This window comes from Pseudomonas sp. 9.3L, assembly GCF_058536285.1.
On record NZ_JBZUBK010000001.1, the window covers coordinates 4,228,972 to 4,243,001 of the forward strand.

Consider the following 14,030-nt stretch of genomic DNA (forward strand, 5'->3'; position numbering starts at 1 on the left):
TGCCGTGGAGCAAACGATGAAAAACTGGCTGGACGAGATCAACTGGAACAGCGACGGCCTGGTACCTGCCATCGCCCAGGATCACCAAAGCGGGCGGGTGTTGATGATGGCATGGATGAACCGCGAGGCGTTGGCCCTTACCGCCCAGGAAAACCGCGCTATTTATTGGTCACGCTCGCGTGGCAAGCTATGGCGCAAGGGTGAGGAATCAGGCCACATTCAACGCCTTCATGAGCTGCGCCTGGATTGCGACGCAGACGTCATCATCCTCATGGTCGAACAGTTGGGCGGCATTGCCTGCCATACTGGCCGGGAAAGTTGCTTCTACCGGACCTTCGCCGAAGGCGCCTGGCAAACCGTCGAGCCTGTGCTCAAGGACCCTTCCGCCATTTATCAAGGTCACACGCATGAATGACACCCTTGAGCGCGTCGCGCAGGTGCTGGAAGCCCGCAAAGGTGCCTCCGCAGACAGCTCGTATGTGGCCAGCCTTTACCACAAAGGGCTGAACAAGATTCTCGAAAAGCTCGGCGAGGAATCCGTCGAGACCATCATTGCCGCCAAGGATGCCGAACGTAGTGGCGACTGCACTGATGTCATCTACGAGACAGCGGATTTATGGTTCCACAGCCTGGTGATGCTTGCGGCCCTCGGCCAACACCCGCAGGCTGTGCTGGACGAACTGGAACGCCGCTTTGGGCTCTCGGGCCATGCGGAAAAAGCGGCGCGCCAGCCCACCGCTTGAACTTCATTCTTCTACGGAGTTGCTCATGGGTATCTTTGACTGGAAACACTGGATTGTCATTCTCATCGTGGTCGTGCTGGTATTTGGCACTAAAAAGCTGAAAAACCTCGGCACGGATGTGGGTGAATCCATCAAAGGCTTTCGCAAGGCTATGAACGACGACGACAAACCTGCCGACCCCCAACAGCCTGTACACCCCCAGGCCACGTCGCCGATTACTCCGCCTGTTCAGCCAACTACCTTGGACGGCCAGCACCAGCGGGTCGACGATCCGCTGCGTAAAGACGCAACCAGGGACTAAACCATGTTTGGGATCAGCTTCAGTGAGCTGCTGCTGGTAGGGCTGGTAGCCCTGCTGGTGCTTGGGCCGGAACGGCTACCAGGCGCGGCGCGCACTGCCGGCTTATGGATTGGCCGACTCAAGCGCAGCTTCAACTCCATCAGGACCGAGATCGAGCGCGAGCTAGGCGCGGATGAAATCCGTCGGCAACTGCACAACGAACACATCGTGTCGCTGGAGCAAGAAGCTCGCAAGTTGATCGACCCTAATGGCAATCATCCACCACCGTCCATTCATACGCCCACTGCGCCTACGCCAACGGCAGCGCCGCCCATGGGCCAGCCAATCGAGCCGCGCATGGCGCCACCGTCTGGCTCACCCTTGATCGAAGGTGCGCCTGCAGGTGCAGGCTCATCGCAACCCGCATCGCACCAGGCCGGGTCGCGCCAGGCCGACGAGGCGGCACCATCTGTCGAACCTGTTCCCCGTAACCCGCGTCCGCATCAGGATTCCCCCTCCTCGCCATGAGCACCATTCCTGAAGACGACCAGCCCATGCCGCTGGTATCCCATTTGACCGAGCTACGCACCCGCCTGCTACGGTGCGTTGCGGTCGTGTTCCTGGTGTTCGCAGGGTTGTTTTCCTTCGCCCAGCAGATCTACACCATCGTCTCAGCGCCATTGCGGGCGTACCTGCCGCCTGGGGCCACGATGATCGCAACGGACGTTGCCTCGCCGTTCCTGACCCCCTTCAAGCTCACCATGACCGTGTCGTTGTTCCTGGCGATTCCTATGGTATTGCACCAAGTGTGGGGGTTCGTGGCACCGGGCCTATACCGCCACGAAAAGCGCATCGCGATCCCACTACTGGTGTCCAGTATCCTGCTGTTCTACGCGGGCATGGCATTCGCCTACTTCGTCGTATTTCCGCTGATGTTCAAGTTCTTCGCCGCCGCGACACCGGATGGGGTGTCAATGATGACGGACATCACCAGTTACCTCGACTTTGTCATGACGTTGTTTTTTGCGTTCGGCGTGGCCTTCGAGATACCGGTGGCGGTGATCCTGCTGGTATGGATCGGAGTGGTAGACATCAAGACCTTGAAGAAAGCCCGCCCTTATGTGGTGATCGGCTGCTTCGTAGTAGGCATGATCCTCACACCGCCTGACATCTTCTCGCAGACCTTGCTGGCAGTGCCCATGTGGCTGCTGTTCGAAATAGGCGTGCTCTTTGGCGCGTTGATTCGCAAGCGTAGCGAAGAGAATGCCGAGCAAGACAGCGATCAGCCGCCTGCCACACGACCATGAACCTGCTGTTACTGGAAGCCGGTGATTTCATCGGCGAGGGCCAGGTTGCCCTTCGTGGCCGGCGCCTGACTCACATGCGTGAGGTACACCGCGCCCACGTGGGTGATACGTTGCGCGTGGGGCAGTTGGGTGGGCTTATCGGCAAAGGTTATATCGAGGCCTTGAGCGACACCCAAGCCGTGCTTCACGTGACCTTTGACCAACCGCCTCCCAGCAAACTGCCACTTACGCTCGTGCTTGCCCTCCCCCGTCCCAAGATGCTAAGGCGAGTCTTCCAGACCATAGCCACGCTAGGCGTACCTCGGCTTGTTTTGGTCAACAGCTATCGGGTAGAGAAAAGCTTTTGGCAGACGCCCTTTCTCCAGCCCGAGGCTATTCATGAGCAATTGGTACTGGGGTTGGAGCAGGCGAGGGATACGGTGTTACCTGAGGTGATCGTGGAAAAGCGCCTCAAACCCTTTGCACAAGACCGCCTAGGCCAGATCGCCCAGGGTACTCAGGGTTTGGTTGCTCATCCTGGCGCATTCCCGGCTTGTCCAAGGGCCGTCCACGGCGCAGTTACCCTGGCCATAGGGCCGGAGGGTGGCTGGATTCCTTATGAAATCGACTTGCTAGGTAATGCAGGGCTTGCGCCTGTGCAAATGGGCGAGCGCATTTTGAGGGTAGAAACAGCCGTGACAGCGTTAGTGTCGCGACTGTTCTGATTCTGGCTTTTTCATAAACCTTGCCGGCCTGTACGGGCTTGAAGGCCCGTAGAAGCCGATAGGCACTTATGCACCTGCCAAGGCACCTTGCGCGGCGGGCGCCGCCAGTGCGTTGCGGGGGTCGGCCGCCATGGAAGCGCGCCATGCCGCCAACCAGACGTCGTTTTGGCTCTCCCATACCTGCTTATGCAAGCGGCCCAAAGCGGCAGGGTCACTCAACAGGTACAAGCGCGCATTGCCGTCCAACGCATCAGGGCCATTTGCCAACGCATTGGCTACCATGGTTTCACGCATGGCTTCCACAGGTTGCGCCTGACCATGACGTGCCGTGGCCAAGGCGCAGGCCAAGGCGTTCTGCCTAGGGTCGACCACCGCTCGGATGAAGCCCTGCTGCAAGGCATGCAAGCGGTTTTGCTGGGTGTAGGCATCCGTGGACACCAACTCTTGAGGCGGGCTGTGCTCTTCAGGAATGAGGAACATCTTCTCTTTCTTGGCGCGCAAGCCCAGGTTGGTCCGGCTAGAAATCACCGACACGGGTATCGACAGCATCAGAGACACGACGATAGGCGCCAGCCACCACAGGAAGCTAGGGTTCAGTGCTGCAACCAGAAGCGCCCAGCACAAGCCCAGCAAGGTCTGCGGGCCATGACGCTTAACCGCCTCGCCCCACGGCGTGGAGTCGTCGTCACGTTGGGGGGAATTCCAGGTTGCCGCCCACCCCAGAAACGCTGCCAGCACGAAGCGCGTGTGGAAGATCATTCGCACGGGAGCCAGCAACATGGAGAACAGCATCTCCAGCAGCATGGACAAGGTCACGCGAATCCCACCACCATACTCTTTGGCACCCTTGGCCCAGATGAGGATGATGCTCAACAGCTTGGGCAAGAACAGCAACACGATCGTGGTGGAGAACAGCGCGATGGCTTTTTCCGGATGCCATTGGGGCCACAGCGGGTACAACTGCCGAGGCTCAAGGAAATATGTAGGCTCCATCAGGGTATTAACCGCCAGTAGTGCGGTGGACAACACCAGGAAGAAGAACCACAGCGGCGCTGACAGGTAGGACATCACGCCAGTCAGGAACACTGCCCGGTGAACCGGGTGCATACCTTTGACCAGGAACAGCCTGAAGTTCATCAGGTTGCCATGGCACCAACGCCGGTCACGCTTGAGCTCATCCAGCAAGTTAGGCGGCAATTCTTCGTAGCTGCCCGGCAAGTCGTAGGCAATCCAGACACCCCACCCCGCACGGCGCATCAGCGCGGCCTCGACAAAGTCGTGGGACAGAATGGCGCCCGCAAACGCACCTTTACCCGGCAATGGCGCCAAGGCGCAGTGCTCGATAAAAGGCTTCATACGGATGATCGCGTTGTGGCCCCAGTAGTGGGACTCACCCAATTGCCAGAAATGCAGCCCTGCGGTGAACAGCGGCCCATACACGCGGGTTGCGAACTGCTGCAAACGTGCATAGAGGGTATCCATGCCCGATGCTTTGGGCGCGGTTTGGATGATACCGGCGTCTGGTGTCGCTTCCATGAGCCGCACCAGCGACGTAAGGCATTCGCCGCTCATTACGCTGTCGGCATCCAAGACAACCATGTACCGGTAATCGCTGCCCCAACGACGGCAGAAGTCGTCCAGGTTGCCGCTCTTGCGTTTTACGCGACGGCGACGACGGCGATAGAAGATCTTGCCGAAGCCCTTGGTCTCGTTACAGACGTCCAGCCAGGCCTGTTGTTCAGCTACAGCGATGTCGCCGTTATAGCTGTCGCTCAGGATGAAGAAGTCGAACCGATCAAGGTCGCCAGTCGCCGCTACCGACTCGAACGTTGCCCGAAGGCCGGCGAACACGCGTGGTACGTCTTCATTACAGATTGGCATTACCAAGGCCGTTCGCGCACCTGGCTCGATAGGCTCATTGCCAGCGCTTGCACCGGAAATCCGGTATTTGTCATGGCCGGTCAACAACTCCAAAAAGCCCATGAGCGCGGTCCAGAACCCGGCGGACACCCAGCAGAACAGGATTCCGAACAGGATCAGGATCGTGGTCTGCAAAACATACGGCATCACTTGCTGAGCCGTTTGCAGCCATGGCTGATGGGCAACCTCGTTCAGGTCGACCATGGCCCAGCCCTGATACGGCAGGATGCCTTTCATGTAGTAGCCGGCCACGAGGGTTTGGCCGAGCATCAGTACCAACAGAATGTAGCGGCGGATCGAGCCCACTGTGCGCCAGCGCGCCTTGGGCAGGTCACGTTTGTCGCTTTTAGGCTGAGGCGGTGTGCCCTTGCCTTGCAGCCGGTTCCAGACACGACCGGCCACGTTGGTTTTCCAAGGCTCCGGGACCATCTTGGTCCGCCGGATAGGTGGCGTAGCCTTAAGGCGCAGACGCCCTTGGGCATCTACGTCCAGCAGCTCATGGGCGTGCAGCTCTTCGGCTGACTCGATCACCAGCTGTGGCCCTGCTGCGCCTTGCGCGCCGCCCCCGGCCACTGCGGGCTGGGAAAGACGCTGGTGCAACTCGGAGAACGAGCCGCTTTGCGACAGCTCGGCGCGTTGCGCCTCGCTCAAGGGCAGGTGCGCCAGATACTCGGAGAGCGTTTCTGGTCGTTCGACAGGATTACTCATCGGCAGGCAACTGGTAGCTCCAGGTTTCAGTCAATACTTCTTCAGTCTTGACCGGTTCAGTAGGCTGAGGCGCAGCAGGGGTTTCCGCTACAGGGGCCTTCTCTACAGCCTTTTCGTGCTTGGCGACTTTCTTATGGCCATGGGCAGGCTCTTCAGCCTTGGGCTCGGCTACAGGCTTGGGCGCCTCTTCCGGCACCACGTCCTGCACCAGGGCGGCACGCATTTCTACCGGCTTGCTCCCATCCTTGACCTTGATGCGCAGCGTAAGGCGCCAGCCCTGCGTAACGGGGTTATAGCGAACGTTGTTTTCGACCAGGTCTGCATTGTCATCCACACTCACTTGGCTGCGAACACTGGCGTCATCGAGCAACGACTTAAGCTTTGGCCCTTCAAAGTCGATCAGGAAGGCCATAGTGCCGTCAGGCTGGCGAACGAGGTTGGATTGCTTCACATCACCCACCGAGCGCAGGGTTTGCTTCACCCAGGCAATGTCGGGGGAATGAAGCTCAGATTCGTCGGTGGTCCAGTGAATGCGGTAGCTGTGTTCCAAGGCCTGACCGGGCTCGGGCTGCTGATCCGGACTCCAGAAGGCAACGATGTTGTCGTTGGTTTCGTCAGCGGTAGGGATCTCAACCAGCTGCACGGTACCTTTACCCCAATCACCGCGAGGCTCGACCCAAGCGCTTGGCCGGCGGTCGTAGCGGTCGTCGAGGTCTTCGAAGCGGCTGAACTCACGCGCGCGCTGCAATAAACCAAAGCCTTTTGGGTTTTCAACGGTGAAGCTGCTGATAGCCAGGTGCTTAGGGTTGTTGAGGGGACGCCAGATCCATTCTCCATTACCGGCGTGGATCGACAAGCCGTTGGAGTCATGCAACTCGTGGCGGTAGTTCAGCGACCGCGAAGGCTGATTAGCCCCGAACAGGTACATGCTGGTCAGCGGCGCCACACCCAAACGGCTGACATGGTCACGCAGGTAAACCCGCGACTGCACGTCGACCACGCTGTCGGTCCCTGGGCGCAGCACCATACGGTACGCGCCGGTGGACCGCGGCGAGTCCAGCAGTGCATAGATGATCAGTTGCTTATCCTGGGCCTCAGGTTTCTCGATCCAGAACTCGGTGAAGCGGGGGAATTCCTCGCCCGAAGGCAATGCTGTATCGATGGCCAGGCCGCGTGCGGACAAGCCGTAATTCTGGTCTTTGCCGATTACGCGGAAGTAACTGGCGCCCAACAAGGTCATGACTTCGTCTTGCTTATCCGATTTGTTGATCGGGTACAGCACACGAAAACCCGCCCAGCCGAGGTTTTCGGTAGTTTTAGGGTCGAACTGTACGTCCCCGAAGTTGAACCGAGAGGGGTCGTACTTGATTTCATCCACCGTGGTCGCGGTGACTTCATTGATTTTCACCGGCACGTCAAAGTGCATGCCCTGGTGATAGAACGAGAGTTTAAAGGGGGTTTTATCGTCAGCCCACTGAGCCTTGTCGGCCCGGAACTGGATTTTCTGGTAGTCCGCGAACTTCATGTCGCGGAACAAAGGGGGAAGGTTGCTTTTCGGAGCTTCGTACTTTTGTCCGGCAAGGTCCTTCGCCTTGGCGGCAACATCATCAAGGCTAAAGGCCCATAGTTGCCCAGCGCCAAGCAGGCAGAACAGCGCCGAGCTTGCCACGAGCGCCTGGCGCAGGCGTTTGCCGGTTGTTCCTGGTGTATTACACGGACTTGCAATCACGAGCTACCCTCGCCGTAACAGAATCATTGAACCAACGGCCAGCTGCGGTTGCCGGGTTGGCGAGCACTGTTCCGACTCCAAAAGGGCTTAATGATTCCCTCAGGATGAACGGTACAGCACTCAACATAGAACAAGCCGAGGGATCAGACACGAATCCCCCCGGCGCGCGATTATCTAGCACACTGCAGTACAACGCATCATAGCTAAAGCAGAATTTCTGCTACAAAATCAGACTTTTCATACGTAACGAAGGCTTCACGGCACCCTTGGGAATCAAACCTGCAACATAAAGGTAACCGGCCCGTCGTTGACCAACTGAACCTGCATATCGGCACCGAAGCAGCCGCTCTGTACCTGTGGCAGTGCGCCCTGAGCACGGCCCAACAGGTAATCGAAGACCGATCGTGCCAGCGCAGGCGGTGCCGCGGTAGAAAAGCTTGGCCGCATTCCGCTGCGCGTATCTGCCGCCAGGGTGAACTGCGAAACCAGCAGCAGCCCACCCTGAACATCGGTGACTGAACGGTTCATGCGCCCTTCTGTATCACTGAACACTCGATAGTTAAGCAGCTTATGCAAGAGTTTGTCGGCATGGCCGAAGGTGTCTTCAGGCTCCACCGCCACAAACACTAGAATGCCCTGTTCAATCGCACCGACCACTTCACCCTTAACGCTTACCTGGGCGCTTGCAACCCGCTGCAACAGCCCCTTCATGCTTCTTCAAGCGGCAAATCCAGCAAACGCCGGGCCATTTGATCGGCTGCACGCACCAACGCATCGGTAATGCCCGGCTCCGAGCCCGCGTGGCCAGCGTCACGGATGACCTTCAGCTCGCTGTTTGGCCAGGCCTGATGAAGCTCCCAGGCATTGTCCAAGGTGCAGATCACGTCATAGCGCCCGTGGATGATCACCGCTGGCAAATGAGCGATCTTATGCACATCTCGAATAAGCTGGTTAGGCTCCAGGAACGCATCGTTAACAAAATAATGGGTTTCTATGCGCGCAATGGACAGCGCTCGCTGGGGCTCTGAAAAACGGTCCACCACCAACGGGTTAGGCCTGAGGGTCGCGGTACGCCCTTCCCACATCGACCACGCCTTGGCGGCGTGCATTTGTGCGATCTGGTCATTGCCGGTAAGGCGTTTGTGGAACGCCTTGAGCAAGTTGCCGCGCTCATCCTGGGGGATAGGTGCCAGATAATCCTGCCAGTAGTCTGGGAACATGCGGTTGGCGCCGTCCTGGTAGAACCACTGGAACTCCTGAGGCCGGCACAAGAAGACGCCCCGCAGGATCAACCCATGCACGCGATCAGGGTGCGTCTGGGCGTACGCCAAGGCCAAGGTAGACCCCCAGGAGCCGCCGAACAGGACCCATTTATCGATACCCAGATGCTCGCGAATACGCTCGATGTCGCGGACCAGGTCCCAGGTCGTATTGTTTTCAAGGCTCGCATGTGGCATGGAACGGCCGCAACCACGCTGGTCGAAGGTCACGATCCGATACAGGTTAGGATCGAAATAGCACCGGCTGGATGCATCGCACCCAGCACCAGGGCCGCCGTGTATAAAAAGCACAGGCAGACCTTCGGGTGACCCACTCTCGTCTACATACAGCACGTGCGGCTCATCCACGGCCAGATCGTGCCGTGCATAGGGTTTGATCTGAGGGTACAGGGTCAGCATCAGGCGCTCCGTCAGGGTTTATCAGCCGTAGGCCATCATAAACCCGATTCGCTCGTAAGTGCTTGCCTAAACGCAGCGCCCCTGCAATGGGACGCTACCCTGATTGACACAAACAGCCGCGCTCATCGACAGGCCTACTTGAAGTTCAGCTCTGCGCCTTGGCGTACGATGCGCTTGTCCAGGTCACCGCCCAGCCAATAGGCCAGGTCCGCCGGGCGTTCGATGTCCCAGGCCACGAAGTCGGCAACCTTGCCCACCTCCAGCGAGCCGTGGCTACCCCCAAGCCCCAGCGCCTGCGCCGCGTGCAGGGTAACGCCCGCAAGCGCCTGCTCCGGAGTAAGGCGAAACAGCGTGCAGGCCATGTTCATCATCAGCCGCAGTGAAAGCGTAGGGGATGTGCCTGGGTTGCTGTCCGTAGCGATGGCAATAGATATGCCATGGTCATGCAGTGCCTGAATGGGCGGAAGTTGGGTTTCCCGAAGGGCATAGAAGGCGCCAGGCAGAAGCACCGCAACCGTACCGACCTTGGCCATGGCGGCTATGTCCGCATCGGTTATGAACTCAAGGTGGTCTGCCGACAGGGCCTGGTAGCGCGCTGCCAGGCTGGCGCCGCCGAGCGAAGATAATTGCTCGGCATGGAGCTTGACGGGCAAACCCAGACGAGCCGCCGCCTGGAACACCCGCTCCACTTGCGCAGGGGAAAACGCCAGGTGCTCACAAAAGGCGTCCACGGCATCGATTAACCCTTCCCGGGCTAAGTTGGGTAACAGCTCGTCGCAGATGAAGGTGATATAGCCATCAGGGTTATCCCGGTACTCCTCAGGCAGCGCATGGGCAGCCAGGCATGTGGCCCGAACGGTGACCGGCAGCTCACTGCCAAGCCGGCGGATCGCACGTAGCATCTTGCGCTCGTTTGGGAGGTCCAGGCCGTAGCCCGACTTCACCTCTACCGTGGTCACCCCTTCACGCTGTAAGCACGCTAGCCGACGTCGAGCGCTTTTAAATAAGGCGTCTTCGCAGGCGGCTCGGGTGGCCTGCACGGTGCTGGCAATTCCCCCACCGCTGACGGCGATGTCGGCATAACTGGCCCCGTGCAGTCGTTGCTCGAATTCGCCACTGCGGTTACCGCCGTACACCAGGTGCGTGTGGCAGTCGATAAGCCCGGGCGTGAGCCAGCGGCCTTGAAGGTCGACTTGGGCCCTGATGGCATCGGCGGGTGCCTCGGCCAAAGGGCCGATCCATCGAATCAAGCCATCGGCCGTGACCACGGCGGCCTCTTCAACGATGGAATAACGCCCCCCGGCGAGGGTTGCAGCATGGCAGTTGTGCCAAAGCGTAGGCATGAGACGTGCTCCGATTAGGGTCAGGTTCCAGTGCGGCGCTGGACGAAACGGCTTACGTAGTCGTCCGCAGGGTGCTCCAGAATGTGTTGCGGTGTGCCCACCTGCACCAGCTGACCGTCGCGCAGAATAGCGATGCGGTCACCCAGACGCAGAGCTTCGTCCAAATCGTGGGTAATGAATACGATCGTTTTGTGCAGGCGTGCTTGCAGGTCTTTCAATTGCTGCTGAAGGTCGGCGCGGATGAGCGGGTCAAGGGCACTAAAGGCTTCGTCCAGCAACAAGACCGGCGTATCACTGGCCAAGGCGCGTGCCAAGCCTACTCGCTGGCGCATACCGCCGCTCAGTTGCTCAGGCCAGTGCATGGCATAACCGCCCAAGCCTACCTGGTCGATCCAGTGATGCGCTCTTTCATGGCTGGCGGTTTTGGGCTCACCGCGCAGGCGTAACCCATATGCCACGTTATCCAGGACATTTTTATGGGGTAACAGGCCAAACCCTTGAAACACCATGCTGATGTGACGGCGGCGAAATTCACGCAAGCGGTCCGGGCTGAATTCCAGGATGTTTTCGCCCTGAACGATGATCTCGCCCCGCGTAGGGTCGATCAGCCGATTGAAGTGGCGCACCAGCGTAGACTTTCCTGAGCCCGACAGGCCCATGATCACGAACACCTCGCCCACTTCAATGTTCAGTGACACGCCTGAGACGCCGACTACGCACTGGGTCTGTTCAAGAATGAGCGCCTTGCTGGCGCCTTGGTCCAACAAGGCCAACGCACGCTCAGGGCGACGACCGAACACCTTGGTGATGTTACGTAGCTCGATGGCGCTCATTTACCGGCCCTCCGCCGTGGCTTGCCATAGGCCTGGGTAATGCGGTCAATGACGATAGCCAGGGCCACGATCGCCAACCCCGCCTCCAGCCCTTTGCCTACGTTCAGCGTCTGAATGCCGGCCAATACGTTTTCCCCCAAGCCGCGCGCTCCGATCATCGAGGCAATGACCACCATCGACAGTGCCATCATGATGGTCTGGTTGACGCCTGCCATGATGCTGGGCAGCGCCAAGGGCAATTGCACACCCATCAACTGCTGCCAGGGGCTGGCGCCAAACGCGTTGACCGCTTCCATTACCTCCTTGTTCACCTGCCGGATGCCCAGATCAGTCAGGCGAATCACCGGCGCAATGGCATACACCACCGTGGCGAAAATGGCTGGCACCTTGCCCAGCCCAAACAACATGAGCACCGGGATCAGATACACGAAGCTGGGCAAGGTTTGCATCACGTCCAGTAACGGCATCAGCACCGAACGTAATCGATCACAGCGCGCCGAGAGCATGCCCAGTGGTACGCCTAGCACGATGGTCAGGCTGGTAGCGACCACGACCAAGGCCAGCGTCTGCAGCAGTTTGTCCCATAAACCCATGGCACCCACCAGGAACAATAGGCCCGCCATTAATACCGCCACGTACCAACGTCGGCTGGCATGCCACGCCAACCCACCCACCACCAGCAATATCAGCCACCACGGAGTAGCCCGCAGCATGCCCTCCAGCCCGACCAGTACGCTGAGCAGCGAATCGGAGACGTGTCGCAAGGTGTCGCCATAACGGCCTACCAACTGGTCGACCCAGGCGTTCACGGCCTCTGCGATGGAAAAAGTGAGGCTGTCTGGGAACATGGGCAACTCTCGTCATGGCATGGGTTTAGCCTAGGACAGCCAGAGGCACGTGACGGCTCAAAGCGCATTTACCGGCACGGGCCTGGTGGCGCCACGGACGTTGGCATCAGGCAGGATCAGCCTCCACGGAGAATGGCAATCAAACCTTGGGCATCATCGGTAAATTCAGCCCCTGCTCCTGGGCACAGTCGATAGCGATTGGATACCCCGCATCGGCGTGACGCATGACCCCTGTGGCAGGGTCGTTGTGCAGCACGCGGGCGATACGCTCGGCAGCCTCGTCAGTGCCGTCGCACACGATAACCATGCCTGCATGTTGAGAGAACCCCATGCCGACGCCACCGCCATGGTGCAACGACACCCAGGTGGCACCACTGGCGGTATTGAGCAAGGCATTGAGCAATGGCCAGTCGGACACCGCATCGGAGCCGTCGCGCATTGCCTCGGTCTCACGGTTGGGGCTGGCGACAGAGCCGGAATCCAAGTGGTCACGGCCGATCACCACCGGCGCAGACAGCTCGCCGCTGCGCACCATCTCGTTAAAGGCCAGCCCCAGCAAGGCGCGTTGGCCCAAGCCTACCCAGCAGATACGCGCCGGCAGCCCCTGGAAGTTGATGCGCTCCCGGGCCATGTCCAACCAGGTGTGCAGGTGCGTGTCGTCAGGGATCAACGCCTTGACCTTCGCGTCTGTCTTGTAGATGTCCTCAGGGTCACCGGAAAGCGCTACCCAGCGAAACGGCCCCACCCCACGGCAGAACAGCGGCCGAATATAGGCCGGCACAAAGCCTGGGAAATCAAATGCGTGGTCTACACCCTCCTCCTTGGCCATCTGGCGGATGTTGTTGCCATAGTCGAAGGTGGGCACACCCATGCGCTGGAATGCCAACATGGCCCTTACATGCTCGGCCATCGATTGTTTGGCCGCCTTGACCACCACGGCGGGCTCACGCTGAGCGCGCTGGCGGTATTGCTCCCACGTCCAGCCCCTGGGCAGGTAACCGTTGAGCGGGTCATGGGCGCTGGTTTGGTCCGTTACCATGCCAGGCCGCACGCCACGGCGCACCAGTTCTGGCAGAACATCAGCGGCATTTCCACACAACGCGATAGATACCGCACGCCCCTCGGCGGTATAGCAGCCGAGTCGGGCTAATGCGTCATCGAGGTCGCTGGCCTGCTCGTCTACATACCGTGTTTTCAACCGAAAATCGATGCGGCTCTGCTGGCATTCGATGTTCAACGAGCAGGCACCAGCCAGTGTGGCCGCCAACGGCTGGGCACCACCCATGCCGCCCAGCCCGGCGGTCAACACCCATGTGCCTTTCAAGTTGCCGTTGTAGTGCTGCCGCCCGGCCTCGACGAAGGTTTCATACGTGCCTTGGACGATGCCTTGGCTGCCAATGTAAATCCAGCTACCGGCAGTCATCTGGCCATACATGGCCAGCCCGCGGGCATCCAGCTCATTGAAGTGCTCCCAACTGGCCCAGTGCGGCACCAGGTTGGAGTTTGCGATCAACACGCGAGGGGCATGGGTGTGGGTCTTGAACACCCCTACCGGCTTGCCAGACTGCACTAACAGGGTTTCATCCGCCTCAAGCTGGGTCAGGCTTTCAACGATACGGTCGTAACACTCCCAATTACGCGCCGCACGGCCAATACCGCCATAGACCACCAACTCCTTCGGGTTCTCGGCCACGTCCGGGTCGAGGTTGTTCATCAACAGGCGCAACGGCGCTTCGGTCAACCAGCTCTTTGCAGTGAGCCGATTGCCACGGGGTGCGCGAACAGTGACATCACGAAACATAGTCATGGCAGTGATCCTTTGAATGAGGCGGGCTGTTTCGCCCGCACACCTATTTACTTGTATAGACAAGCATATGCAATCCAAAGGGTGGATAGTCGGCCCCCTGCAACGCGAGCTGAGTCAGGCTATAACCGC

General features: G+C 59.4%; 14 protein-coding genes. 6 read left to right on the forward strand and 8 right to left on the reverse strand.

What is annotated here, in order from left to right:
- Positions 1-16: 16 nt before the first annotated feature.
- Genes hisI through AC4LE2_RS19600 form a run of 6 tightly spaced genes read left to right on the forward strand, consistent with a single transcriptional unit; the run spans position 17 to position 3,034 of the window.
- Positions 17-415 carry a phosphoribosyl-AMP cyclohydrolase gene (hisI, locus tag AC4LE2_RS19575; protein ID WP_491827610.1) on the forward strand — a complete coding sequence of 133 codons (399 nt, stop codon included), beginning with the start codon at positions 17-19 and terminating at the stop codon, positions 413-415.
- Complete coding sequence (locus tag AC4LE2_RS19580) at positions 408-743, forward strand: phosphoribosyl-ATP diphosphatase (RefSeq protein ID WP_491827612.1); 336 nt, start codon at positions 408-410, stop codon at positions 741-743. Before hisI ends, AC4LE2_RS19580 begins: the two co-directional genes overlap by 8 nt.
- Positions 744-768: 25 nt before the next feature.
- On the forward strand, positions 769-1,044 hold the full coding sequence (locus tag AC4LE2_RS19585) for a twin-arginine translocase TatA/TatE family subunit (RefSeq protein ID WP_491827614.1): 276 nt from the start codon (positions 769-771) through the stop codon (positions 1,042-1,044).
- A gap of 3 nt (positions 1,045-1,047) precedes the next feature.
- Positions 1,048-1,551, forward strand: coding sequence for a Sec-independent protein translocase protein TatB (gene tatB, locus AC4LE2_RS19590; RefSeq protein ID WP_491827616.1), 504 nt, complete (start codon positions 1,048-1,050; stop codon positions 1,549-1,551).
- The gene (gene tatC / locus AC4LE2_RS19595) at positions 1,548-2,330 is read left to right on the forward strand and encodes a twin-arginine translocase subunit TatC (protein ID WP_491827618.1); all 783 of its coding nucleotides are present in this window, start codon (positions 1,548-1,550) and stop codon (positions 2,328-2,330) included. The genes tatB and tatC overlap by 4 nt, the downstream gene beginning before the upstream one ends.
- Positions 2,327-3,034, forward strand: a complete 708-nt coding sequence (locus AC4LE2_RS19600; RefSeq protein WP_491827620.1) for a 16S rRNA (uracil(1498)-N(3))-methyltransferase — start codon at positions 2,327-2,329, stop codon at positions 3,032-3,034. The genes tatC and AC4LE2_RS19600 overlap by 4 nt, the downstream gene beginning before the upstream one ends.
- Before the next feature lie 66 nt (positions 3,035-3,100).
- Here the strand turns inward: AC4LE2_RS19600 and mdoH are convergent, their stop codons facing one another.
- The 8 genes from mdoH to hutU form a co-directional block, all read right to left on the reverse strand.
- Complete coding sequence (mdoH, locus tag AC4LE2_RS19605; protein WP_491827622.1) at positions 3,101-5,662, reverse strand: glucans biosynthesis glucosyltransferase MdoH; 2,562 nt, start codon at positions 5,660-5,662, stop codon at positions 3,101-3,103.
- Positions 5,655-7,391 (reverse strand): glucan biosynthesis protein, encoded by a 1,737-nt coding sequence (locus AC4LE2_RS19610; RefSeq protein WP_491827624.1) that lies wholly within the window; start codon positions 7,389-7,391, stop codon positions 5,655-5,657. Before AC4LE2_RS19610 ends, mdoH begins: the two co-directional genes overlap by 8 nt.
- Positions 7,392-7,664: 273 nt before the next feature.
- Positions 7,665-8,102 carry a D-aminoacyl-tRNA deacylase gene (gene dtd / locus AC4LE2_RS19615; RefSeq protein WP_491827626.1) on the reverse strand — a complete coding sequence of 146 codons (438 nt, stop codon included), beginning with the start codon at positions 8,100-8,102 and terminating at the stop codon, positions 7,665-7,667.
- A complete protein-coding gene (gene pip / locus AC4LE2_RS19620) occupies positions 8,099-9,070 on the reverse strand; it encodes a prolyl aminopeptidase (RefSeq protein WP_491827628.1) in 972 nt (323 codons plus the stop codon). Before pip ends, dtd begins: the two co-directional genes overlap by 4 nt.
- 134 nt (positions 9,071-9,204) lie before the next feature.
- Complete coding sequence (gene hutI / locus AC4LE2_RS19625) at positions 9,205-10,413, reverse strand: imidazolonepropionase (protein WP_491827630.1); 1,209 nt, start codon at positions 10,411-10,413, stop codon at positions 9,205-9,207.
- Between the two features lie 20 nt (positions 10,414-10,433).
- The gene (locus AC4LE2_RS19630) at positions 10,434-11,246 is read right to left on the reverse strand and encodes a quaternary amine ABC transporter ATP-binding protein (protein ID WP_491827631.1); all 813 of its coding nucleotides are present in this window, start codon (positions 11,244-11,246) and stop codon (positions 10,434-10,436) included.
- Complete coding sequence (locus tag AC4LE2_RS19635; RefSeq protein ID WP_491827633.1) at positions 11,243-12,094, reverse strand: ABC transporter permease; 852 nt, start codon at positions 12,092-12,094, stop codon at positions 11,243-11,245. The genes AC4LE2_RS19630 and AC4LE2_RS19635 overlap by 4 nt, the downstream gene beginning before the upstream one ends.
- A 139-nt stretch (positions 12,095-12,233) precedes the next feature.
- Positions 12,234-13,901 carry a urocanate hydratase gene (hutU, locus tag AC4LE2_RS19640; protein WP_491827635.1) on the reverse strand — a complete coding sequence of 556 codons (1,668 nt, stop codon included), beginning with the start codon at positions 13,899-13,901 and terminating at the stop codon, positions 12,234-12,236.
- Between the last annotated feature and the right edge of the window lie 129 nt (positions 13,902-14,030).